The organism is Micromonospora sp. CP22 (assembly GCF_009712475.1).
Taxonomy (GTDB): Bacteria; Actinomycetota; Actinomycetes; order Mycobacteriales; family Micromonosporaceae; genus Micromonospora.
Window position 1 is genome coordinate 37209 of record NZ_VCJO01000002.1, and the last position, 24351, is coordinate 61559.

20 protein-coding genes are annotated in these 24351 nt (G+C 69.4%); 10 read left to right on the forward strand and 10 right to left on the reverse strand.

Annotation, left to right across the window (positions count from 1 at the left end):
* Position 1: 1 nt before the first annotated feature.
* The 3 genes from FF096_RS03665 to FF096_RS03675 form a co-directional block, all read right to left on the reverse strand.
* On the reverse strand, positions 2-3295 hold the full coding sequence (locus tag FF096_RS03665; protein ID WP_155214997.1) for an AAA family ATPase: 3294 nt from the start codon (positions 3293-3295) through the stop codon (positions 2-4).
* Between the two features lie 127 nt (positions 3296-3422).
* Complete coding sequence (locus tag FF096_RS03670) at positions 3423-4802, reverse strand: AAA domain-containing protein (RefSeq protein ID WP_309222610.1); 1380 nt, start codon at positions 4800-4802, stop codon at positions 3423-3425.
* Positions 4803-4874: 72 nt separating this feature from the next.
* Positions 4875-6473 carry a DHA2 family efflux MFS transporter permease subunit gene (locus tag FF096_RS03675; protein WP_309222611.1) on the reverse strand — a complete coding sequence of 533 codons (1599 nt, stop codon included), beginning with the start codon at positions 6471-6473 and terminating at the stop codon, positions 4875-4877.
* Positions 6474-6752: 279 nt separating this feature from the next.
* Here FF096_RS03675 and FF096_RS03680 point away from each other — a divergent pair, with 279 nt between their 5' ends.
* On the forward strand, positions 6753-7055 hold the full coding sequence (locus tag FF096_RS03680) for a GYD domain-containing protein (protein ID WP_155215304.1): 303 nt from the start codon (positions 6753-6755) through the stop codon (positions 7053-7055).
* A gap of 77 nt (positions 7056-7132) precedes the next feature.
* Here the strand turns inward: FF096_RS03680 and FF096_RS03685 are convergent, their stop codons facing one another.
* Entirely contained in the window at positions 7133-7717 is a 585-nt protein-coding gene (locus FF096_RS03685) for a TetR/AcrR family transcriptional regulator (RefSeq protein ID WP_309222612.1), read from the reverse strand.
* A gap of 113 nt (positions 7718-7830) precedes the next feature.
* Between FF096_RS03685 and FF096_RS03690 the strand changes: the two genes are divergently transcribed.
* Entirely contained in the window at positions 7831-8778 is a 948-nt protein-coding gene (locus FF096_RS03690; RefSeq protein ID WP_155215002.1) for an alpha/beta fold hydrolase, read from the forward strand.
* On the opposite strand, the gene FF096_RS03695 is transcribed toward FF096_RS03690, so the two are convergent.
* A complete protein-coding gene (locus FF096_RS03695; RefSeq protein ID WP_155215004.1) occupies positions 8772-9707 on the reverse strand; it encodes an S-4TM family putative pore-forming effector in 936 nt (311 codons plus the stop codon). The genes FF096_RS03690 and FF096_RS03695 overlap by 7 nt on opposite strands.
* Positions 9708-9963: 256 nt before the next feature.
* Here FF096_RS03695 and FF096_RS03700 point away from each other — a divergent pair, with 256 nt between their 5' ends.
* A complete protein-coding gene (locus FF096_RS03700; protein WP_155215007.1) occupies positions 9964-12426 on the forward strand; it encodes a hypothetical protein in 2463 nt (820 codons plus the stop codon).
* Between the two features lie 6 nt (positions 12427-12432).
* Here FF096_RS03700 and FF096_RS03705 read toward each other — a convergent pair whose 3' ends face one another.
* On the reverse strand, positions 12433-12888 hold the full coding sequence (locus tag FF096_RS03705; protein ID WP_155215008.1) for a peptidase inhibitor family I36 protein: 456 nt from the start codon (positions 12886-12888) through the stop codon (positions 12433-12435).
* Positions 12889-13286: 398 nt separating this feature from the next.
* On the opposite strand from FF096_RS03705, the gene FF096_RS03710 reads away from it, so the two are divergent.
* On the forward strand, positions 13287-14222 hold the full coding sequence (locus FF096_RS03710; protein WP_155215009.1) for a cellulose binding domain-containing protein: 936 nt from the start codon (positions 13287-13289) through the stop codon (positions 14220-14222).
* 69 nt (positions 14223-14291) lie between these two features.
* Here the strand turns inward: FF096_RS03710 and FF096_RS03715 are convergent, their stop codons facing one another.
* The 4 genes from FF096_RS03715 to FF096_RS03730 all read right to left on the reverse strand — a co-directional run bounded on the left by FF096_RS03715 (position 14292) and on the right by FF096_RS03730 (position 16706).
* Positions 14292-14750 (reverse strand): nitroreductase family deazaflavin-dependent oxidoreductase, encoded by a 459-nt coding sequence (locus FF096_RS03715; RefSeq protein ID WP_155215010.1) that lies wholly within the window; start codon positions 14748-14750, stop codon positions 14292-14294.
* Positions 14751-14890: 140 nt separating this feature from the next.
* Complete coding sequence (locus FF096_RS03720; protein ID WP_309222613.1) at positions 14891-16168, reverse strand: FAD-binding oxidoreductase; 1278 nt, start codon at positions 16166-16168, stop codon at positions 14891-14893.
* Positions 16165-16455, reverse strand: coding sequence for a DivIVA domain-containing protein (locus FF096_RS03725; protein WP_155215011.1), 291 nt, complete (start codon positions 16453-16455; stop codon positions 16165-16167). The genes FF096_RS03720 and FF096_RS03725 overlap by 4 nt, the downstream gene beginning before the upstream one ends.
* Positions 16452-16706, reverse strand: coding sequence for a hypothetical protein (locus FF096_RS03730; protein WP_155215012.1), 255 nt, complete (start codon positions 16704-16706; stop codon positions 16452-16454). The genes FF096_RS03725 and FF096_RS03730 overlap by 4 nt, the downstream gene beginning before the upstream one ends.
* Positions 16707-16935: 229 nt before the next feature.
* Between FF096_RS03730 and FF096_RS03735 the strand changes: the two genes are divergently transcribed.
* The 6 genes from FF096_RS03735 (at position 16936) to FF096_RS03760 (ending at position 24242) form a co-directional block, all read left to right on the forward strand.
* Positions 16936-17745 (forward strand): DUF5919 domain-containing protein, encoded by an 810-nt coding sequence (locus FF096_RS03735; protein ID WP_196222443.1) that lies wholly within the window; start codon positions 16936-16938, stop codon positions 17743-17745.
* Positions 17742-18539 (forward strand): inositol monophosphatase family protein, encoded by a 798-nt coding sequence (locus FF096_RS03740; protein WP_309222614.1) that lies wholly within the window; start codon positions 17742-17744, stop codon positions 18537-18539. Before FF096_RS03735 ends, FF096_RS03740 begins: the two co-directional genes overlap by 4 nt.
* Before the next feature lie 94 nt (positions 18540-18633).
* Positions 18634-19344, forward strand: coding sequence for a restriction endonuclease (locus FF096_RS03745; protein ID WP_309222615.1), 711 nt, complete (start codon positions 18634-18636; stop codon positions 19342-19344).
* Positions 19345-19347: 3 nt separating this feature from the next.
* Entirely contained in the window at positions 19348-20034 is a 687-nt protein-coding gene (locus tag FF096_RS03750) for a DUF4433 domain-containing protein (RefSeq protein ID WP_155215015.1), read from the forward strand.
* On the forward strand, positions 20034-21113 hold the full coding sequence (locus tag FF096_RS03755; protein ID WP_155215016.1) for a macro domain-containing protein: 1080 nt from the start codon (positions 20034-20036) through the stop codon (positions 21111-21113). Before FF096_RS03750 ends, FF096_RS03755 begins: the two co-directional genes overlap by 1 nt.
* 51 nt (positions 21114-21164) lie before the next feature.
* Positions 21165-24242 (forward strand): DEAD/DEAH box helicase, encoded by a 3078-nt coding sequence (locus FF096_RS03760; RefSeq protein WP_155215018.1) that lies wholly within the window; start codon positions 21165-21167, stop codon positions 24240-24242.
* Positions 24243-24351 lie beyond the last annotated feature (109 nt).

The following is a 24351-nucleotide window of genomic DNA, read 5'->3' on the forward strand; positions in this document are numbered from 1 at the left end:
GTCAGAGGTGCCAGGGGTGGGGGGTGGGTGGGAGGTAGCGGCAGGCAGCGCCGGTGGAGACCGTTTGGCGCAGGTGAGCGGCGAGCGGCGGGTGCCGCTGGTCGAGACGTCGCAACGTGTCACGGATGCGGGCGGTGACCGTCTTGCGGGCCCGTTCCGCCTCATCACCGAGCCGACGGCTACGTCCGGCCAAGCCCGCAGCAGCCCGCAACTGGTCGATCAACGCCTGCCGCTCGGCGTCCAGCGCCGCCACCCGTGCCTCGTCGCCACGCCCGGCCGCGAGATCGATCTCGTCGTCAAGTCGTTCCAGGTGACGCCGGTAGCGACTTCTCGCCTCGTCGTCGAGCACCTCGTCACCGCCCATCCGACGGGCGGCGACCAGGTCCGGCCCGGCGGCTGGATCGAGCAGCTCGACCGCCGGCACGTCGACACCCGGGCGACTGAGTAGCAGGCGCAGGTCGTGCAGCCCTTTGGCGTCAGGCAGGTGGACGGTGTCACCGTCGTAGGTGAGCCGCCAGACCGCACCGTCCCGCCGGAACTCGAACGCCGGGCCCACATCAGCCCCGCTGCCGCCGTACACCGACCCTGCGGCCCGCCCCACCGGCCCCACCGTCGTCCCGCCGCCGGCGCCCGCCGAACCGGCCGAGGTCGGAGTGGCCTCGGCGGATGTCCCGGCTGTGTCAGTGGTCGGGGCGGCAGCGGCGAGTCGGGCGAGGATGTGCGGCATATCGAGATCGCGCGCCTCCCGCTCGACCTCGGCGTACAGCATTGCGGCGCTGGTGACGTCACCCGGGCGGCCACGCGCGGTCAGCGCGTCGACGAGTGCGGCCCCGGCGATCACCGACCACGGGCGGGCACCCATCCGGTCGGCGGCGGCACGGGCTGCGGTGAAACCGGTGACGGCGTCGTCCCACCGCTGCTCGGCGACGTCGGCCACGGCGAGCCAGTGATCCACTGGGCCGCTGAGGTCGCATCCGAACAGCGAGACGAGCCAGTGCCCCCGGTACGGCGACAGTGCCTGACGGACCTCGGCGCAGTCGCTCGGGTCGGCGAGCGTGGCCTGCGCCCGCAACCGCCACCACAGCGGCGAGATCGACCCGACGAACCGGGTGTCCGTGGTGTCGAGTTCTGCGGCGAGGCGGGCCGCCGTGCGGTGATCGCCGCGTTCGGCGGCGGTGATCCCCCGCAGCAGACCGAGGTGCGGGTGGTCGACGGCGGTGAACGCGTCGAGCATGGCCTGGGCGTCGTCGAGCCGCCCACGCAACAACAGCAACCCCCAACGCAGGTGGTGACCGAGGAAGGCGTGGTCGGCCTGATCCCAGTCGTCGACCTCATCGAACTCGCGGTAACAGGTCTCGGCAGCCGCGAAATCACCCCGGAACGCATTTATGAGGCCACCGTCGATGGCTGTCGCCATCTGGTGCCGAGGCTTGCCGGTCTGTCGCCCCCCGGTGACGAAGGCGGTCAACTCATCGAAGTAGCGCGGGTCACCGAGTTCGAGCAGGGCGACCCAGCGCAGGGAGGTCGACCACAGCTCCGTCTCCCGATCGCCGGTGCGACGCGCGACGTCGCGGATCTCGCCGGTGAGGGCGGCCCGTTCGGGCGCGGTACCCAGTCCCCAGGTGGAGTCGTGCCGCACCCACAGGCTGAAGGTGAGCGCCTCGTCATCCCGTTTCGATCGGGCGAGTGTCTCGGTGGCGGTGATCAGATCCGTTTCGAGGGCAGCCGGTCCGGCGCTCTCGTCGGGCTCGCCGATCAGCCGTCGGTACGCCTCGCGCAGCAACTCCGTACTGTCGACGCCCGGCACGGGTTCGAGCTGCCAGTGGCGACGCACGTTGAGCGCGAACCTGGCCAACACCGCCGGGTCGTCGCCCGCCAGGGCCAGCGTGGCGGCCTCGCCGAGCATTCGGCGCGCCTCGTCGCGGGCACCGGTGTGGAAGAGTTGATCGGTCAACGCGGTCAGGATCTTGATCTGCTGGATGTCGTCCCGCACCACTTCCAGCGCCCGTCGCAGGTGGACGGTGGACTCCTCCAGCGCCAGCCGACACCGGGCGTCCCGAGCGGCGTCGAGCAGCAGATCGGTAACGTGGGCGGCGTCCAGGTGCCCGCCGGCCAGCCACGCGTGGCGGGCCACGTCGGCGGGGATCAGCAACTGGTTCAGCGCGTCGTGCCCCTCGACGGCCCGCACCACGGCGGCGTGCCGAGCGCGCCGCTCATCGTCGGTGAGCGCGTCGTAGAGCGTCTCGCGGACCAGGTCGTGCACGAAGGCGTACCGGCCGCCTTGGCTGGTCAGCAGGCGCGCGGCGACCGCGACGTCCAGCAACTCGCCGACCCGGGCCGACGGCAGCCCGGCACCGGCCGCGAGAACCGCACCGTGGAACTCCCGGCCCAGCACAGCGGCGACGGTGAGCGCGTCGGCGACCATGGCGGGCAGGTGGTCCAGTCGTCGCCGCACCACCTCCCGGACGCTGGGCGGGATGGTGGCGAGCGCGCCGTCGGCGTGCCACAGCCGGGCGGTCTGCTCCACGAAGAAGGGGTTGCCGCCGGTACGCCGGTGCACGTCGTCGACGCAGTACGGATCGGGCACCCTGCCGGCGGTACGGGCCATCAATGCGCCGACCTCGTCCCGGCTCAGGCCGGCGAGGCTGATCGTGGTTGCCTTGGCGACCAACGACATCAGCAGGGGTCGCAGCGGGTGGTCGACGGCCTCCATCTCGGCGTCGCGGTAGGTGCCGACGAGCAGCAGCCGTTCGAACCAGGTGTGCTGGGCGGCGAACCGCAACAGTCGCATCGACGCCGCGTCGGCCCAGTGCAGGTCGTCCAGGATCACCATGACCGGGCGACGCTGCGAGACCGCGACCAGCGCGGTGGTGACCGCGTCGTAGAGGGCGAACTCCTCCTGCTCGGCGGCCTCACCACGGACAGCGGCCTCACCACGGACAGCGTCTGACGCCAGTGGACTGGCCTCGCCGAGCAGCAGTGCCAACGCCGGTTCGGCGGACTCCCGGGCCAACGCCCAGTCCTCCGGCGAACGACGCAGCCGGCGTAGCACCTGCGTCCAGGGCCAGTAGCCGGGGGCACTCGCCGAATCCCAGCAGGCCCCGCTGAGCACCAACGCCCCCTGACGGCGGGCCTCGTCGGCGGCGGCGGTCACCAGCGTCGTCTTGCCGATGCCGGGCTCTCCCGCGACCAGCACCAGGCCCCCGTGGCTGGTGCCGGCCCGGTCCACCTCGGCCCGCAACAGACCGGCCGGATGATCTCGCCCGATCATGAATCCGCCCGCCTGCCCCGTCATGACCACCGACGGTAGCCGACCAGACCGACACGCCGTGCCGCACGCGGCCCCGCCAGCGCCCCCTCCCCAGGACCAGGCCCGCCCCCACTTCAGTTGATCAAGAAGTTTTGGTCGTCAAGGAGATCAACTATGACGAAAACTTCTTGATCAACCCGGGTCTAGGGGGTGGGGGTGGGGGGTGGGGGGCTGTTAGGTGGGTGAGGATCGCTTGGTTGGCTTCCCAGCCGTCGGGGAAGCGGACCGGCACGTCCAGTTGTGGCGCCTCGGTCGAGGGGTGCGCGTCCAGCAGCTCACCGATGCCGGCACGGGCCACCACGAGACATGCCTGCCGGTGCCGGGAGGTCAGCACGCAGAGTCGCCCCGACTCCAGGTGGAAGGCGGTGGCGTCGCGCCGACCGGAGAGCGGGTGCAGCACGATCGTCACGTCGTACTCCCGGCCCTGGAGCCGGTTGGCGGTGTCGACGGTGACGTCCGCACCGACCTCGCCGAGCTGCGCGCGGATGGCCGCGACCTGGTCCCGGTGGGCGGCACCGACGGCGATCCGGTCCGCGGTGACCGGCGCGCCACCGGGCGCCTGCTCGCAGACCGCGACCGCACCGCGCCGCAGCACCCGCAGCGCGAGCGCGGCGCACGCGGCGGCGGCCTCCCCGTCGGTACGCAGGGTGTGCCGGGCGGGCAACTCGTACAGCGCCCAACCGGTGGTGGCGGCCGACTCGACCGCCCGGTCGACGGCGTCGTCCGACCCGGGCTCGGTGAGGTGCAGTGCCCGGTCGGCCGGGCCGGTGCCGGCGCGGAAGCCGGTGAACGGATAGAACGCGCGGGACACGACCGGGGCGGCCGAGTCGGGCAGCCGCCAGGAGACCGGTAGCCGGTGCACCGGCAGGTGCGGGTTGTGCCGCAGCAGCACCGCCACCGCCGACTGCATCGGATCCCAGGTCAGCCCCGCCCACCGCTCGACGTCGACGGTGGAGAACGGGTCGAGCTGCCCCGGATCACCCACGAACAGCGCCCGTTCGAACCTGCCGGCCACGCGCAACAGGGCGTCCGAGCGCATCTGGTACGCCTCGTCCACGATCGCCCAGGGCCAGCAGCCCTCGGTGACCGTGGCCCATTTGGCGGCCGTACCGATGACCACGGCCGAGGCGGCCAGGTCGCCGGCTTTCGCGGCGACCCGGACCTGCGGGTGCGCCCGCACCCGGGGCGACGCCCGGTAGTCACCGGCCGAGAGCCGCCCCAGGCGCAGCTGCGGAGCCTTCGTGGCGAGCCGGTCGATCAGGTCGTCGACCTGCTCGTTGGTCTGGGCCACCACCATCAGCGGCTCGTCGGCACCCGCCAGTTCGATGGCGGCCCGCACCACCAGGGTCGACTTGCCGGCCCCCGGCGGTGAGTCGACCACCACGCCCCGGTGCTCGCCCGACCGCAGGTCGGCCAGCACGGCAGTGATCACGCGTTCGGCCTCGACAGCTGGCGGTACGGCCAGCTGCGGCGTCAACCTCGTCTGCCCCACCGGCCGCACCTTACCGCCAGCCACTCGCCGTCACCGCCGACGGCCAGCAGCCACGTCGACCGCAACGCGGGGTCAGTGGACGATCACCGGGGTCTTCGGCTGGTCACCCGGCTGGTCGTCGAGCAGATGTGACTCCTCGCGCCGCCTGGGCAGGAACGCCGCCGGAATGAAGGTCGCCGCCACCAGGGCGAACGCCACCCAGAAGGTGGTGGCGAAGGAGCTGGCGGCGAAGTCCAGGCCGCGCTCGATCAGTGACGGGTCGGGCAACTGCTGCGCCAACTCCGGCCGCTGCTGGGCGGCGATCGCCAGGCCCGCCTCGGTGACCGGTTTGCCGCTGTCGTCGGCGAGGCCGGGGATCTGCCGGGAATCGTTCAGCTCGTTGGTGAGGATCACCGACATCACCGCGGCGCCGACGGAACCGCCGATCTGCTGGAGGATGTTCACCAGCGTGGACCCTCGGGCCACCTCGTGCCCGGTCAGCGTCTTCAGCGCCGAGGTCATGATCGGCATCATCGTGCCGCCCATGCCCAGACCCATCACGAACAGCGAGCCGCAGAGCAGCACGTACGAGGTGTCCGCGTCGAGCTGGGTGAAGGTGAAGAACCCGGCGAGGATGAGCACCAGCGCGAAGGGCACCGTCCGACCGACCGGCACCTTGTCGGCGAGCATCCCGGCGATCGGCATGGTGACCATGGCACCGATGCCCTGCGGGGCCATGAGCAGGCCGGCGTGCAGCGTCGACTCACCACGCACCTGGAGGAAGTAGCTCGGGAACAGCAGCCCGGCACCCATGAAGGCGATGATGAAGACGAACAGGGTCAGCGCCGCGATGGTCAGCCGACGGTTGCGGAACAGCCGCAGGTCGAGCAGCGGGTGCTTCGGCTTGAACGAGTAGAGGACGAACGACACCACCAGCACGGCGCCGATCAGCATCGGCCCCCACACCTCGGAGTCGGCGAAGGTGCCGGCCTCGGGCAGCGTGGAGACGCCGTACAGGAACAGGGCGAGACCCGGCGAGAGCATCAACATGCCGAGGAAGTCGAAGGACTCGGACGGCTGCGGATTGTCCTTCGGCAGGGCCAGCTGGGCGTAGACCAGCGCGATCACACCGATCGGCAGGTTGATCAGGAAGATCCAGTGCCAGCTCGCCACGTCGATCAGCCAGCCGCCCAGGATCGGGCCGCCGATGGGACCGAGCAGCATCGGAATGCCGAGCACGGCCATCAACCGGCCGATCCGGTTCGGCCCGGCCGCCCGGGTCATGATCGCCATGCCGATCGGCATGAGCATGCCGCCGCCCAGCCCCTGCACCACCCGGTACGTGATCAGCTCACCGATCGTGTCGGCGGTGGCGCACAGGCCCGAACCGATGGTGAACAGCGCCAGCGCCATCATGTAGAGGCGTTTGGTGCCGAACCGGTCGGCGGCCCATCCGCTGAGCGGGATGACCGTGGCCAGGGCGAGCGTGTAACCGGTCATCGTCCAGGCGACGCGGGCGTACGAGGCGTCGAACTCACTCTGGAACGTCGGCAGGGCGACGCTGACCACCGTCACGTCGAGGATCGACATGAGCGCACCGAGCACGACGACGCCGGCCACCTTGAGCACCGCGGCGTCGAGCTTGTCCGAAGTCGGGACAGGCTGCGGTGCCGCGACGGATTGCTGTGTCACGAGGTCTCCTGTTGTCGGATCTGTCCATGGGGACGAGCGGTGGTGGCCGACGTGGCGCCTGCTGACCGGCGCGACTCGGCGGTGAAGCCCGCACGGCACAGTAGCCCTCGGCAACGACACTTCGCCGCCCGTTTTGCCATCAGCAGAGCCTTCTGTGAGCACGGCCACGGTGACTCCACGTCGCGAGGCGTGCCGGAGCGTGAAACGGGTACGCGCGGCACGCGCGGTCGCTGTCCGGCAGCTGGGGAAGGTGGTGTCAGCGTGGCGAAGTTCCTGGTCATGGCGTCCTACACGGTCCCGGGAATGGCCGGGTTGGCCAAGGAGGGCGGGACGGCGCGGTCCGAGGTGATCGAGGCCATCGTCACGAACGCGGGCGGGCAGGTGGAGGCCGTGTACTTCGCGTTCGGCCAGGTCGACCTGTACGTGATCTGCGAGGTGCCGGACAACGTGACAGCTGCCGCGCTCGGCATCGCGGTACGGGCGGCGGGCGGCGTCGACGCTCATACCGTGCCGCTGCTGACCGCAGCGGAGGTCGACGCCGCCGCCCGGTTGCCGGTCGCCTACCAGCCGCCGGCTCCCTGACCCGCGTTCAGGCCACTCCCTGTCACCCGAGGGTCGCCTCGGGGTTCGCCCACAGGGGACTCCCGTCAGGGCGGCGGTCAGTCGGGTATCGCGCGCAGGCCCCTGACCAGGACGGCGGCGAGGTGACGGGGGTTGTAGCGGGAGTCGGCCGAGGCGCCGATGCAGAGGTTGCCGACCCCCTGCAACAGGTTCAACGGGTCGATCGGGTTGATCTGTCCGGCGTCGACGGCGGCGTCCAGCAGCAGCGTGACCGCCGGGAGCAGGTGGTCGAGGAAGTAGGCGTGCAGCGGCTCGAAGGCGGCGGCGTCGGAGTGCATCGCCTCGGCCAGGCCGTGCTTGGTGATCAGGAAGTCGACGAACAGGTCGATCCACGTGGTGAGCGCGTGGTGCGGGCTCGGGCTGCTCGCCAGCAGCGCCGGTGCGGCCTGAGCGCATGCCTGCACCTGGTGCCGGTACACCGCCACGATCAGGTCGGCCCGGCTGGGGAAGTGGCGATAGATCGTCCCCACGCCGACGCCGGCCCGGACGGCGATGTCACGGACCGGGGCATCGACACCGAAGTCGACGAAGGCCGCGGCGGCGGCCTCAAGCAGGGCTTGCTTGTTGCGCTCGGCATCGGCTCGCTTCCGGGGAGCCGGTGGGTCGGTGTCGCGGGCCGGCACGGTCGTATGGCCTCCGTCACAATCACTGCTAAACGGAACCAGGTTCCGTATCGTTTAAACGGAACCCGGTTCCGCTTCGATCGTCCCTCTCCCCGTCTCGAGGAGCAACAGTAATGAGCATCGCAGAACGCCACCCCAGCCCGATCGTGTCGGTACGACCGGTGGTGCTGCCCGCGCCGACCCGGGGCACCGACCTCCAGGTGCGGGTCACCGCCCCGGTCCACGGGACCGGACTGCCGGTCATCGTCTTCGCGCACGGCTTCGGCGGCAACATGGACATGTACGCGCCACTGGTCGAGCACTGGGCAGCACACGGCTTCGCGGTGTTCCAGCCCACCCACCTCGACTCTCGGACCCTGGCCGTCGGGCCGGACGACCCGCGCCACCCCGAGATTTGGCGCATCCGGGCCGCCGACCTGACGCAGGTCCTCGACTCGATGGAGATGATCGCGGCAGCCGTCCCCGGACTCGCCGGGCGGATCGATCACCACAGGATCGCGGCAGCCGGCCATTCGTGGGGCGGCCAGACGGCGAGCCTGCTGCTCGGCGCCCGGGTGCTCGACTCCGACGGCTCCCCGGGCGAGGATCTGTCCGACCCCAGGGTCACCGCGGGCGTCCTGCTCGCCACCACCGGCACCGGCGGCACCGACCTGACCCCGTTCGCCGCCGAGCACTTCCCGTTCATGAGCCCGAGCTTCACGGAGATGACCACCCCCGCCCTGGTCGTCGCCGGTGACCAGGACACCTCACCACTGTCGGTACGGGGGCCGGACTGGTTCACCGACCCGTACTTCCTGAGCCCCGGGCCGAAGAGCCTGCTCACCGTGTTCGGCGGCGAACACTCGCTGGGCGGCATCCCCGGCTACGGCGTCACCGAGACCACCGACGAGAGCCCGGAGCGCGTCGCCCTGATCCAGCGCGCCACCACGGCGTACCTGCGCAGCGTGTTCAACCCGGGCGACCCGACCTGGTCACAGGTGGATCCGGGCCCACTGGGGCGCGTCGAGTCCCGCCGAGAAGGCCGACCATCGCCCGAATCGGTCGGACGGTCAGCTCAGTAATCCCTGGCTGGGAGCGGGGCCACCCGCCGGGCGTCCTGAAGAACGCGGGTCAGGGCGGCCATGGCGACCTGGAAGTCGTGCCGGTCCGCCGCATGGAAGCGTCGGAAGAACCAGTCGGGTACGCGGGACTGCCGTTGCCGACTACGGAGGATCAGATCCTGGACCTGTCGGGCCAGGGCGAGCAGATCAGCCGAGACGTCGACCCCGCGCTGCCCGACTGCGGCGGCGATCCGCTCCTGCATCAAGGCCAGGGCGCGCTCCCGCTCGGCCGCCACGTCCCGCTGGCTGCGGTAGATCTCCAAGCCGAGCAGCAGCGCGCCGAGCGACGGGACGTACCACTGGAGCAGCAACTGCGAGACGGTCAGCTCGGTGATCACACCGAACACCACACCGAGCAGGCCCCACGCCGCCGTGCCGCCGAGCACGACATGGGCGTAGCGGCGGCGTACCCGGGCTCCCCAACCGAGATTCTGCTGCTGGCAGGCGAGCACGTCGTACGGGGTGGGCAGGGGTGGCACCTCGTAGTAGTCGCGCAGGTACCTCTCGTCGCCCCGATAGAGCCGCTCCAGGCGACTTACCTCGGCCGCACCCACCTCTCCGCCGGCGACCACGGCGTTCCACGGCAGGCCGAAGAGTCGGACGTCGAACATCTCCTGAAGTACCGCGCCGCGACCGAGTTGGCCGCGCGACCAGGTGCCGAGCCCCATCGCGTTGGCCAGCGCCCAGAGCGCCCCGATCGCGGTGACCATCGTGGACGACACGCCGGTGAGGGCTACCACCGCGCCCGCCACGCCGAGCAGGATGGACAGGACCATCCGCAGGTTGTCGAGTCGTTGCGCCCGCGAGTGGCAGACGGACATGGCCCGCAGCAGGGCCATCATCTCGGGCTCGGTCTGTCGGCTGAGCAGGGACTTGGCGGGGTCGGTCACGACGGCCTCCCGGGTCCGATAAGCCGATTCTAAATCAAGATCACCGATTATCACCCTCGGTCCTGTCGCGATCACGAGGTGGAGTTGGCGCTTAGTTACCTTTTGGTAGCCCTTTTACCGACATGGGAAAGACTCACTGATTGCCCCAACAGTCAGTTAGATTGAGCCGGCGCACAGGCACGTGTGCCGCCTCTCCGGACGGGCAACCTGCGAGTCGCCCCGTCCGCTTGCACCCTTGGAAGGTCCAACGAAGGACATGGGCTACAGAGTCGCCAATGGGCACCCGGCACCGGACACCGTCGTCCTCTCGGCCGTACGCGAGTGGGCCGGTGCGACCGACGTCCAGATCGTGCCGGAGTTCACCCCCGATCCACACAAGACAGACGCCCGGCTCTACTGCGTGTCAGTCATCTGGCGCGAGGGCGCGGGGTCGACCAAGCAGAAGTACATCGTCAAGGTGGTCTCGGCGGAGTCCGCCGACGACCTCATCGCCGGACATGACCGGGCCCAACGTTCCCGCTCCGGTTTCGCCGAACGGCACATCGTCGAGCAGCTCGACTGGTACCGGGTGGACAGCCGCCGCCGGCTGCTGATCCAACAGGTCGCCAACGGCGGTGACGCGGTCGTGAGCCTGGCGGCGTTGAACGACGACGAACGACAGGACGCCCTCCCACAGATCGTCGACGCGCTCGTCAACGACTGGAACGCGCCCGACACCGGTCGACACGGCGTCCGCCTGCCGACCCGCGAGACCACAGTCGGCGAGTTCGTCCGGCAGGAGGTCGCGCAGCTGGCCTCCGCGCGCTCGGTGCTGGCCGCCGCCGCCCGACTCGGCGTCATCGACAACGCCGGTACGGTGCTGGACCTCGACGGCGCACCGAACCCCCTCGCCCTCCTCACCCGCACCAACTCGCCGCTGGCCCGGCGCACCATGGACTGCCTCGTCGGTCACACCCACGGCGACCTCAACGGCGGCAACGTCCTCATCCCGTACGAGCGGGGTGAACCCCGATACGGCGCCTTCCTGCTGGTCGACCTCGGCGGCTACCGGCCCGACGGTCCGCTCACCCGGGACCTGGTCTTCGCGCTGCTGAGCACGCTGCTCGGGACGGTCGCACCGCGCCCTTGCGGCCCGGCCCCGGCCGAGGTGCTCCCCCGCGACCAGGCCGACGCCATCAGCCACTTCCTCATCGATCCGGACAGCTCGCCGTCGAGCCGGCTGCTGCCCGGTCTCGCGACACTCATTGAAAAGGTGTACGGAACCGGGTCGCGCCACGCCCGACGGGCCAACTACGGGCCGGAGTGGCACCAGCAGTGGTGCCTCACAATTGTCGCCCAGGCACTGGTCCACCTCACCTTCGACGACATCGGCGAGGCCGGACACCGCTGGTGTCTACGGTTGGCGACGAAGGCGTTGGCGGCGTACCTGAAACTGATCCGGGCGGACCCGACGACGCTGGCCCCCGAGCCGTTGCCGACGCCGACGAGCGCGACAACGGTGCCGGCTCCGCGATCACCGCTGTCATGGGCGGGCGACACGGTGAAGCTGGCTCCGCTACCACCGCTGACCGTGCCCGCCGTGCCCTCGACCGGTCAGCGGCACACCAACGGTCCGGGCACCCGGCTCGACCAGCGGTGGTTGACCCACTGGTCACTCCGTCACCTGCGGGATGTCCCCCTCGGGGCAGCCAGTGACCCGGTGGCCCGCCCCCATGACGCCGCGTTCGCGGGCCGGGGTGACGTGCCCGCCCGCTGGCCCGCCAACGGGGCTCCGGTCGCCGACCGGGCGGAGCAGCGCGGCCGGGCAGCCCATCGCCGCAAGCCACCGCACGACGACTCGGCAAACCTGGGCCGGGCACGCCGGAACCGGCTGCGCCTGCCGTCGGTCCGCCTACGCACCGTGATGGCCACCCTGGCCGGGGTGGGATTGGCCGGGAGTGTGTACCACTTCGCGCCACCCGAGCGACGCGAGGATCACCTCGCGGCTCCGACCCGGACCATCACCGCGATCCCCACCCGAAACGTCCCGTCGGCCCCCGGACGCAGCGACGATCGCGGCCCGACCCTGCCCGACGATCTGGGCGAGTTCGCCGAGTACGTCGCCGACCTGGTCGAGGAGACACCGGTGGGCAAGTACGCGTGCACCCGCTACGAGGTGCGGTCCTGGGAGCATGGCGAAGGCCGGTCGACGCCCAGCCACCACCGGTACGAGCTGTGGTTCACGGCGGAGCAGGGCGGCAAGAAGGTGGCGATCGAGTTCGGCCCCACCGGGTCGAGACGTGCCCGCACGACAACGTTCACCGCCGGAGAGATGACCGAGGTCGACCCGGTCCCGAAGAAAGACCCGGAGGCACTGCGGGTCCAACTGTGGCGGACCTGGGGCAAACTGCCACCCGAACTGCGGAACACCAGCGGCATGCTGCAACTGGTCGCCCGGATCCTCCTACACCACCCACTCGCCCCCGCGCAGCGTGCCGTGTTGTTGGAGGAACTCTCCACGATGTCGGGGATCGAGTTCGCCGGCAGCTACCCGGACGACGAGGGCGAGCCCGGGGTGGCCTTCCAGGCGGAGGACCAGGATGGTCGGCGGGACACGCTGTTGTTCGACAGCAACGGCCGCCTACTCAGGCACGACCTCACGCAGGGCGACCTGCTGCTCAGTCAGCACCATCTGATCCGCACCACGCGGACGGACACGATGGACACGCCCTGCGGATAGGTGCCGTCAGGGACAGGACCGGTAGACGCGATTGGCCCAGTTGCGCCACTGGCCGGCGTCAGCGAGCACCCGCTTGCTCGGATTGACCCGGAACAGCTCCTGGTCGTGGTAGTAGAAGCCGACATGACCGCTGCCGAGGTTGTAGTGCGCCGACTCGACCCGGAACTGCCAACTCCAGGTGGAGAGGTTCTGCCAGCCGCAGGAGGAGAGCTTGCCGCGCGGATAGCCGTAGTTCGGCCACTCGTAGAAGCAGAACCAGCCCGAGGGGCAGTCGGCCATGCCGTAGGTGCCGACCGGGGCGTCGAGGGTGACGACCACTTCGCCACCCTGGTAACTGATCTCGTTGTGGTTGAGCACCGTGCCGCCCGGGTGGGCGGCGAGATACTGCCGCACCTTCAGGCTCGTCGGTGGCCCGGCCAGGGCTGGCGCGGGCAGCATCACCCCGAGGAGGAACAGGGCCACAATCGACGATGTCAATGTACGGAAAGGAAAGGTGATCGTCATCTGAAACCCCCGCAGCACAGCCGTGTATGCCGGACAGCAGCCCGAACAATCGCGCCGACCCTCGCCTATCGACGGTGCCAGCCGCCCCAACCCAGGGTAGAAAACGCCCAGCTCAGATCACCAGGAGTGGCCCCAAGAACAGCTCCTCACCATTCTCGAATTGCCCCAATTACCAGCGCGACGGCAATTGCCAGATGCAAATCCCTTGACCTTCTCCGACGGTGCGGGCGAACAGACTTGGTCGGCGGACATCCCGGCGGCGGGAAGTCGCGACCGAGCGATGACGAAAACCGCCGAAGGGCGTACGCGACAGCGCAGTCATTGATGTCGATGCATCCGCCCTCTAGCATGCGACCATGAGTGCTCGTCGCGTCACGCTCGTCGTGGCCCTCGCCGCCATGCTCGGGCTCGCCGGCACCGCTGTCGCCCACGCGGCCGACGATCCGGTCCTGACCACCCCGGGCGCGCCTGTGGTGGTGACGAACGAGCCACACCAGCTCACCCTGACCTGGGCACCGTCGGACTGGATCGGCGAGCCGGGCCAGACGCCGATCCGGCACGAGGTGCGGGCCTGGGTCGGCCCCAACGTCTACCGGATCCTCGGCACCACCACCGACGCCGACCTGACGCTCACCAACCTCGCGCCGGGCACCGAATACCGACTCACCGTCTGGGCGTACGCCGATCGTGGGTACTCTCTCGACTCGCCCGTCACGCCGGTGCGCACCGCGTACGGAAAGGCGAGGGTGAGCTACCTCAACCTGAACTGGTCACCGACCGACAACCAGATCCACCACGCACTCGACATCGTCAACACCGGCACCACGCCGCTGGACCTGGCCGACGTGCGGGTCCGCTACCACCTGACCTTCGAGGGTGGGAACACCTCACTGGTCACCAACTGCGACTGGGCCGCGATCGGCTGCGCCAACGTGCAACGCCACCTCCAGTTCTTCCCGCCGCCCCTACCGCCCGGCCCACCCGCTCCGCAGGTCTCGCCGTCACCGAGCACGTCGACCCCGACGCTCGCGCCGCCGACACCTACGCCCACGGTCTTCCCGCCACCCGGCACGCCGGTCCCCGGCTGGATCGAGCTGACCTTCGCGAGCAGGGAACTGGCCCCGGGCCAGTCGACCGGGCCCATCTACCTCCGCCACCATCGCCCGGACTGGTCGACGCTCGACGAGCGCGACGACCGCAGTTGGCAGCAGGCCACCGGCGGCTGGGCCGACAACAGCCGGATCACCCTGGACGTCGACGGCATCCGCGAGTACGGCGACACGGACGCGTAACCGGCCTCAAGCTCCACCGGGGTGTTGATCGAGCAGCCGGCCTTTCGGCTCCGTTCACCTCTCGGCGAGTCAGTTGGTCCCGGCCGACGACTCCGGAACGGGTTCGAGGACGAAGACCGGGATCTGGCGGTCGGTCTTGCGCTGATAGTCGGCATAGTCCGGGAACGCCTCGACCGCCCGGCCCCACCAGAGTGCCTTCTCGTCACCGAACACCTCACGGGCCCGGTACTGCGCGGTCACCTTGCCGTCCTGAAGCTCGATGATCGGGTCGGCGACCAGCGCGGCGTACCACTGTGGGTTCTTGGGCGCGCCTCCCATCGACGCGACAGCGGCGTAACGGCCCTCATGCTCGACGCGCATCACCGGGGTCTTGCGGAGCTTGCCGGTCTTGGCACCCCGGTAGGTCATCAGCACGATCGGCCGACCGGCGATCGTGACGCCCTCGGTCGTTCCGGTACGCACGATCTGCTCGACCTGCTCGCGGACCCACTCCAACGCGCTCGGCTCGTAGTCACCCGTCAATCCCATACCCCTCAAACTACGCGACCACCAGCCGAGTCACCGCCAAGCCGGGCTCGTCGATCTTCGAGGAGTGCCACCAGTCGAAAGGGACACATCACGGCAGCACAACTGCCTGATCGCGGGAATGGTGCGGCGTCACTCCCGGACTAGATGATCTTGGGCAGGTGGATCTGATTGGTGGGTATCCCGGCGGCGGGGAGTCGGTGTCGGGCGGTGTCGAGCATGGCGGGTGGGCCGCAGACGTAGAGGTGCCGACTGGGGCGAAACTGGTAGAGGGCGAGGGTCAGTGCGTTGCCCTGTTCGGCGGGGGCCGCGCAGGGGTCGTGGGAGAAGGCCGGGATCACGGTCAGCCAGGGGTGGGCCTGGTCGAGTTTGTCCAGGGTGATCGCGTCGTAGAGGTCGTCCACGGTGCGTACGCCGACGATCAGGGTGACCCTGCGACCGTCCGGCGCGGCGGCGACCTGCTCGACCAGGGCGCGTAGTGGGGCCAGCCCCGTCCCTCCGGCGACCAGCAGCAGGTCCCCGACGGGTACGGCGGAGTCGGGCGGCGGGTCACCGGCCGCCTCGGAACCGGTCGGCAGGTTGAGGCCGATGTCGACGGGTGGGCCGAGATGGAGCAGATCGTTGGGGCGTACCTCGTGGACGAGGGTGTGGGAGACGGTGCCGGCGGCCACCGCGCGGACATGCAGCTCGACGGTGCCGTCGGGGCGTGGGGCGTTGGCCGGGCAGTACCAGCGCCACCGGCCGGGATGCTGCAGCAGGCAGAGCGGCACCGCCTGGCCGGGACGGAACGGCAGCCGCTGCCAGGGGCGTACCGTCAGGATGACGATGCCCTCGGCGGCCAGGTCGCGGCCGACCACCTCGGCCGGCCAGAACGCCGGCCCGTCGCCGACGAGCCCGGCGGCCCGCTCGATCAGCGCCCAGGCCCGTCGCCACCGTCGCTCCCAGTCGACCTGTGGCGGGCACAGTCGCGGCGCGACAGCTGCCAGCGCGGCGCCGATCAGCAGACCATGCTCGGGGCGCAGCCGGTACCGGCGATACACCCGGCCGAGCACCGTCAGCAGCGCCAACCGCCCGGCCCGGTCACCACCACCGGCGACCAGCCGGGCCAGCGCGGCCACGACCAGCGCCGCCACCGGTGCCGGCAGCGGCCAGCGGCCCGCCAAGCCCGCCCGGAACTCGGCGACGGCCCCGTCGATCACCCCCTGGCGGTCCGTGGCGAGGACTCCGGCCAGGTAGTCCGCGGCCCGCCGTCGCTGCGCCTCCGGCAGCCCCGGCCAACCGTCCAGCACCGGTCCACCGGCGGCGAGCTGCCGGGTCAGGTGCGCGGTGAGCCGATCCCGATCAACCCCGATGAGGTACGCGGACAGCTCCGCGTCCGCCTCCAGCAGCCGCAACCACCGGGCCACCGCCTCGCGACTCACCGCCGCTCCCCACTTGGGCGGTGATGGGTTGCCGGCCGGCAGTCGGCCTGCCGGGGTGCGGCCTGCCGGCGGTCGGCGTGCCGGGACTGCCACTGCCGCAACGCCTGCCGGATCCGCTCCGCCTCGGTGTTCGCGGTCGTCAACTCGCGGTGCAGTCTGTCGATCTCGTCGGCGGCTCGGTCCAGGTAGGCGTACACCTGAACCGGGTCCAGACCCCGCCAGCGCCGCTCGAACTCGACGGCGCGCACGTGATGTGGGTGCAGACGCTCCCCGGACAGGTAGATCATCGCCGGGGTGCCTCCTGCTCCGCGATCAACGCCCGCACCTGCCGCTCGCTGAGGCCACGCCGGTCCAACACCCGCCGTCCCCAGCGATGCAACCGGCACGGATGCGGCGCGCGATCGTTGCGGCAGCGTGGTCCGTCCGGCCACTGCTCCGCCGCGTGTACGGTCACCGCCTTCACGGCGAAACCCACGTCCTCGGCGGTCACGTACGGCGGCATCGGCAGCTCGCCGAGCACCAGGTCTATCGAATCCATGTCCCTCCCTGGCTGTGGTTACGGCACCGGGACGGGCGGGGACGGCGCAGCCACAACGGGGGACGCGGCACCGCCGGAGCCCAGCACCCGCCCCGGGCCTCGAAATCCACCCTGATCTGAAGACTGCGCCGCCAACATGACTACGCACTGCACCTTGCCGGTAACCGCACTGCACCCTCTGGCGATAGGCTGCACTTCAACCGATGCCGACGCGACGGAAAGCGGCACGATGACCACGGTGCACCGGTGGACCGGCCTGGAGACAAGAGCGCTACGTCAAGCGCTGCGAATGAGCATCCGCGACTTCTCAGCTCATCTTGGGGTGGCTGAGCGGACTGTGTCCAAGTGGGAAGCCGGCCAGGAGGCAGTCCATCCACGGCCAGAGATACAAGCCGCGCTCGACACTGTGCTCGACAAGTCCGCCGAGGATGTACGTGACCGTTTCGACGCTGCTATCGCCCTCACCCGAGGCCAAAGTCCGGCAGTACCTTCCGCTGCCGACCCGTTGGGGGGCCTGACTGCGGTCTACCAGAGTCGATGTGACCTCACTGCGGCCATGCCGGCAGACCAACTGTTCGATGGCGCACGAGTCGTGCGGGCCGCCGGCCTGTCACTCAACCTGCTCTGTCAGGACTACGCCGACCGACGTTGGCAGGAACTTCTGGAGCGGGAGGCCCGAGTCCGCTGCCTGTTCCTCGACCCGCACGGCACGTCGATCCAGTCGCGGGAGCGGGAGGAAGGCTTCCCGATCGGCCAACTCTCGGCGTTGACCAAGCTGAATATCGAGACCATGCTCCGGGTCCGCGACCGCCTTCCCGTCGCACTGCGGGAGAGGCTGGAACTGGCGACGTACGACGAGACACTCCGCTTCAACATCATCCTGGTGGATGACCTGTGCGTGGCCCAGCCCTATCTGGGAGACAACCGCGGCGTCGACTCTCCTGCCTTCGTAATGCGCCGGGGACAGCCAGGGGCAGGGCTGTACCCCGTGTTCGAACAGGTCTTCGAATCGCAGTGGCAGGGTCGGCGGGCACTGTGAACGACTACCAGGCATACCTGCCGATCGCGGTGGAGGCTACCCGGCGAGCGGGGGACGCGATACGGCGGCAATCACCCGGCACGCTCTCCGCAAAGGGCGACCGGGACGTCGTCTCCGAGCTGGACTATGCGATCGAACGAGACCTACGAACCTTCCTGCACGCCGAGACTCCCGACATCGGCTTCCTCGGCGAAGAGGAAGGACCGAGCGGATCGTCAAGCAGGCGATGGGTTCTCGACCCGATCGACGGCACGTCGAACTACGTGCGGGGTCTGCCGCTGTGCGCGGTATCGCTCGCGCTCGTGGATGGCAACGAAGCGGTAGCCGGTGTCATCCAACTGCCATTCCTCTCAGCGACCTACACCGCTGCGAGTGGCGGGGGTGCACACGTCAACGGGGAACCGATCACGATCAGTGGAACCACCTGCATGAGTCAGGCACTCGTGGCCATCGGCGATTATGCGGTGGGTCCTGGGGCGGAGACGCGGAACCGCCTGCGGTTCGCCCTGACCAGCCAACTGGCAGCCGAGGTTCAGCGGATACGGATGACCGGCAGCGCAGCGCTCGATCTGGCATGGCTCGCCGAGGGGCGGCTAGACGCCGCCCTGACCCTGTCCAACCACCCGTGGGACATGGCCGCCGGGGTGATCATCGCGCGGGAGGCGGGAGCCGTCGTCACCGACGGCAACGGTGCTCGGCACGACATCACATCCACCATGACTCTCGCCGTCACACCCGAGCTCACGGGCCCAATCCTGGCGGCGTATCAGAAGGCCGCCGCCCTTGTTCGGTGAGTTCCCCCCGCTTTGATGGAGCGGTGGTTACCGGCCCGCGAAGGAGATCAAGGAGCGCTACGCGAACCTCGTCGCTCAAGCAACGCTGCGTACCGTGCACGAGCTGTTCGAAGCCGATCGTTCAGGACTCGTGGACACGATCGTCTTCAACGGCATTGTCGACACCACAGATCCGCGCACCGGAGCTTCCGTACAACCCTGTCTGGTGACGCTACGGACCACCCGCGAGGTTTTTGTCGGACTGAACCTCAACATGGTCGATCCCAGTGCATGCCTGCAGCATCTCAACGCCTCGGTGTCGAAGCGTCCGGCCGAGCTCGCGCCGGTTCGCCCGGTGCTGGAGTTCGACATGGTCGACAAGCGCTTTGTCGACCATGTCGACGTGCTGGCTGACCTCGACCAGCGGCCGAACCTGCTCAAGTTGAGCCCCACCGAGTTCGAGAGCCTTATCCAGAATCTGTTCGCCAAGATGGGGCTGGACACCAAGCAGACCCGGCCCTCGCGGGATGGTGGAGTGGATTGTGTGGCCTTCGACCCTCGTCCCATCTTCGGTGGCAAGGTCGTCATCCAGGCCAAGCGCTACCGCAATACCGTCGACGTCTCGTCCGTACGAGACCTCTTCGGCACGGTGCAGAACGAGGGTGCTTCCAAGGGCATCCTGGTGACCACCAGCGGGTACGGTCCCGCCTCGTATGAGTTCGCCTCGGGCAAGCCGCTGGAGCTGATCGACGGCTCCAACCTGCTTTTTCTGCTCGCCGAGCACGCGGAGGTGAAGGCCCGCATCGACCCAAGTGAGCTGGACTGATCGATGGCGAGCGACGTCGGCCGACCGAAGCCAACCCTGATCATGCATTTCACGCACGTCGACAACCTGCCGCGCATCCTGAAGGCTGGCCGGCTCTTCTCGGACAGCAGCGTGGGTCCGCAGTTGGCGATCAATGTCGGCGCCGTAGAAATCAAGGCTCTTCGGCGGCGTCGGCCCGTCCCCTGCCCACCGGGCGGCTTCGTCGCCGACTATGTCCCGTTTTACCTCGCCCCACGCTCCCCGATGATGTACCGGATCGCGCGCGACCACCGAGATGGCAAGCTGGGCTGTTACCCGGGAGGGGATGACCCGCTCGTCTACCTGGTAAGCACGGTGGAGCGGGTTCATGCTGCCGGCCTCAGCTGGGTGGCGAGCGACGGCAACTGTGCCGTCGGGCTCACCACCTTTTCGACCAATCTCGATGAGCTGACCACGCTCGTCGACTGGCCCCTGCTACGGGCGGAAGTCTGGCGGAACATCCCTGAAGACATGGACCGGATGCGCCGACGAGCGGCCGAGTTCCTCGTGCACCGTGAGTTCCCTATCCACCTACTCGTCGGTTACGCCGTACGGACAGCGCAACGGCGGGAACAGGTGAGGCAGGTCCTCCGTGACGCTGGCATGATCGAGCCGTACGTTGATGTCAGACCGAACTGGTACTACGGATACACGCGGAGGGAGGTGCGCTGATGATCACCGTGAGTCATGGAAACCTGCTGACCGCCGATGCCGACGCGTTAGTCAACACCGTCAACACGGTCGGAGTGATGGGCAAGGGCATCGCTCTCCAGTTCAAGCGCGCCTACCCGGCCAACTACGCGGCCTACCGCGCGGCCTGCGCGAAGAACGAGGTCCGGCTGGGCCGGATGTTCGTGTTCGACTCGACCCGCCTCGGCCCCCGCAGATACGTAATCAACTTCCCCACCAAGGGCCACTGGCGGGCCAACTCCAAGCTATCCGACATCCAAGCCGGCCTCACTGATCTCGTCCGCGTCGTACGCGAACGGCAGATAATGTCGATAGCGGTGCCCGCCCTGGGCTGCGGTAACGGCGGGCTGGACTGGGACGAGGTTCGGCCAGTTATCGAGCAGGCGTTCGCCGAGCTTCCTGACGTGCGGGTGCTGCTCTTCCCGCCGGAGGGAGCACCGGATCCGGCCGACATGCCGGTGGCCACCGAGAAGCCCTCGCTGACCCCCGGGCGAGCCACCCTGCTGCGGGCCATCGACGACTACCTGCAACGAGCACGGGCCCTCGAACCACGCGACGGCGTCACCCTCCTGGAAATCCAGAAGATCGCCTACTTCCTCCAGGTCCTGGGACAGCCGCTACGTCTGAAGTTCACTCGCGGCCGGTACGGCCCGTACGCCGAGAACCTCAACCACGTCCTCGACCGGCTGGAAGGGCATTACCTCACCGGCTTCGGCGACCGGTCGGCACGGGTCGAGGAGCTCCAGCCGATCCGGCTCACCGCCGACGCCACCGAAGCTGTCGCAAGCTGGTGGACAGCCCAGTGCTCGGCACCGCCCGACGCCCTGGAGCAGCTTTCCCGGCTGGTCGACGGCTTCGAAGCGCCCTACAGCCTTGAGCTGCTGGCCACCGTGCACTACGCGGCTACGCTGACTCCGCCAACCAGCGACCTCGCCGAGTTGACCGAAAGAGTTCGCAGTTGGAGTGGCCGCAAGGCACGCCTTTTCACACGTCCGCACATCAAGCTGGCCTATGACCGGCTCCAGTCAGCCGGCCTCCTACCCGTGCTGAATCCTGCCTGATCGTCTGCGGAGTCAAGCTACTCGCTAGCCAGACGGTGAAGACCAGCAGGAATGGGAGGTTCCCGAGTGACGGATCTTGAGCGGGGCATCTACGAGCACGTCGTCACGCGCGACCTGGCCGACCGGCTTCAGCACATCGACCCTGCGCTGATCCAGCACGCGAAGCTCGACCCGGCTGACGCCCCGGACGCTCTCGCCCGGCACATCGCTGCTCTGGCCCACCGCGCCCTGCACGCGGTCGCTGGCGGCGACGACAAGCTCCACCGCCAAGTCGAGTTGGCCAATCACATCGCCGAGGCGATCGCCGCCCTCAGCCCGCAGGCCGCCGCCGTCCAGGACCAGGTCACCGACGCGAAGCGCCTTCTGCACGCCATCGCCGCCCCACCGATCCCGCCCGCACAGCCCACCTTTCCGGCACGCCCCACCACCCCGCTCTCCAGCGGCGCGCTACTGGTCAACGGCCGGCACCAGCCACGCATCGGTCACGAGGTCACCCACGAGATGGCCTCGGCCGACCAGGTCGACCTGCTCTGCGCGTTCATCAAGTGGCACGGCCTGCGTCTCATCGAACCCGCCATCCGCGACCTGATCGAGCGAGGGGGTCGCCTCCGGGTCATCACCACCACCTACCTCGGTGCCACCGACCAGCGTGCCCTGGACCGGCTCGCCGAGTTGGGTGCCGAGATCAAGGTTTCCTACGAGACCCGGACCACCCGCCTGCACGCCAAAGCGTGGCTGTTCCGCCGCAACAACGGCATGACCACCGCGTACGTCGGTTCGTCGAACCTGTCGAAGGCCGCGCTGGTCGACGGCGTGGAGTGGAACGTCCGGATCTCCAACGTCGAGCAGCCGTACGTCATCGACACGTTCACCGCGACGTTCGAGGATTACTGGCACGATCCGGCGTTCGAGGATTACCACCCCGGCAGGGACGCCGACCGGCTCCGCATAGCGCTGCGCGGGGAGCGGCGCGACGAGGCACCGACCGAGATCGCCAACCTGGATGTGCGGCCGTACCCGTACCAGGCCGAGATTCTGGCTGACCTCGACGCCGAGCGTAAGGTCCACGGCCGCTGGCGCAACCTTGTGGTCATGGCGACCGGCACGGGCAAGACGATCGTGGCGGCGCTCGACTACCGGAGGCTGCACCGGGAGAAGGCCGTCGACTCGCTGCTCTTCGTCGCCCATCAGGAGCAGATCCTGCGGCAGAGTTTGGCGACGTTCCGGCAGGTCATGGGGGACGGCAGCTTCGGCGAGACGCTCGTCGGGGGCCGGGCGCCGCAGCGCTGGCGGCACGTCTTCGCCTCCATCCAGTCGCTGCACCGGCGGGAGATCGACCCCGAGGCGTACGACATGGTGATCGTCGACGAGTTCCATCATGCGGAAGCGCCGACGTACGCCCGACTGCTGAACCGGCTGAAGCCGCGCGTACTCCTGGGATTGACCGCGACCCCCGACCGCAGCGACGGCGGCGACGTGCGGCGGTGGTTCGATGGCCGCGCCGCCGTTGAGCTGCACCTGTGGGAGGCCCTCGAACGACAGTTGCTGGCGCCGTTCCAGTATTTCGGGCTGCACGACGACGTGGACCTGTCGCAGTTGCGCTGGAAGCGCGGGCAGGGGTACGACCCGACGGAGCTGGACGGCGTCTACACCGGCAACGACGCGCGGGCACGGATGGTGCTGCGGGCGGTACGTGACACCGTCGATGTCGACCGGATGCGGGCGCTCGGGTTCTGCGTGAGCATCGGGCACGCCGAGTTCATGGCGGACTGGTTCAGCCGGCACGGCGTGCCGTCGGCGGCGGTGACGTCGCGGACCACAGATCGGCAGGCCCTGCTCAAGCAGTTCAAGGACGGCACGCTCCGGGTGCTGTTCACCGTTGACCTGTTCAACGAGGGCGTCGACCTGCCGATGGTCGACACGATCCTGATGCTGCGGCCCACCGAGAGCGCCACCATTTTCCTCCAGCAGCTTGGCCGTGGGCTGCGCCTGGACGACGACAAGCCCTGCCTGACCGTGCTCGACTTCATCGGCGGGCAGCATGCCAACTTCCGCTTCGACCTCCGCTGGCGCGCTTTGACCGGGGTCAGCCGCCGCGCGATAACCGATGCGGTACGCGACGACTTCCCGTCCCTGCCGAGCGGCTGCCACATTCAGCTCGACCGGGTGGCCAAGGAGATCGTGCTGGCCAACCTGCGCTCGGCGGTGCCGACCTCGAAGACAGGCCTGACGAAGGAGTTGCGGCTGCTCGGGGACGTCAGCCTGGCCGATTTCCTGCACGAGGCCGGCGTGGAGATCGAGGACGTCTACCGGTCGGCGAGCGTCGGCGGGTGGACCGGGTTGCGGCGGCTCGCCGGGCTGGAAACCTCGCCGGGCGGGCGCGACGACCGCGAGTTGGGGCGGGCCATCGGGCGGATGCTGCACCTGGACGACCCGGACCGGCTCGACCTGCTGGCCCGGGTGGCAGCCGGCGAGCGGCCGGCGGCCGGGCGGCTGTGGGACATGCTGCACTTCGACCTGTGGGGGCCGAACGCGCCGCTCACCGAGCGCGAGGCCCGGCTGGCGCGGCTGCTCGCCGAGTCGGCGCGTTGCGCGGAGCTGCGGCAGGTCGCCGAGGTGTTGCGCGACCGCATCCACCGGGTCACGGTGCCGGCCGAGGGGTTGCCGCTCAACGTGCACGCCCGGTACAGCCGCAATGAGGCGTGCGCCGCCTTCGGCATGCCGAACCCCGGGTCGCTGCGGGAAGGGGTGAAGTGGCTGCCGGACGCTCAGGCTGACATCTTCTTCGTCACCCTGGTCAAGTCCGAGCAGCACTACTCCCCCACCACGATGTACGCCGACCGGGCCATCACCGACACGCTGTTCCAGTGGGAGTCGCAGAGCACCACCTCGTCGGCGTCGCCGACCGGGCAGCGCTACATCAACCATGAGAAGCAAGGCTCGACGGTGCATCTCTTCGTCCGGGAGACGAGGATTCCGGACCGTGACCTGGGCGCGCCAGCCTACCTGTACGCCGGCCCGATGACCTACCAGGAGCACAGCGGCGACCGGCCGATGCGGATCATCTGGCGGCTGCACCACCCACTGCCCGCCGACATGTACGCCGCCGCCCGCGCCATCGCCGCCTGATCCACCAGCACGGCGCGGCGGGGCAGCGAGTCATGACTTGCGGTGACAGAATCGCGGACCTGCGGACCGACCAACGGCAGGGGCGACGCCGTGAATTTCGACTTCCTCA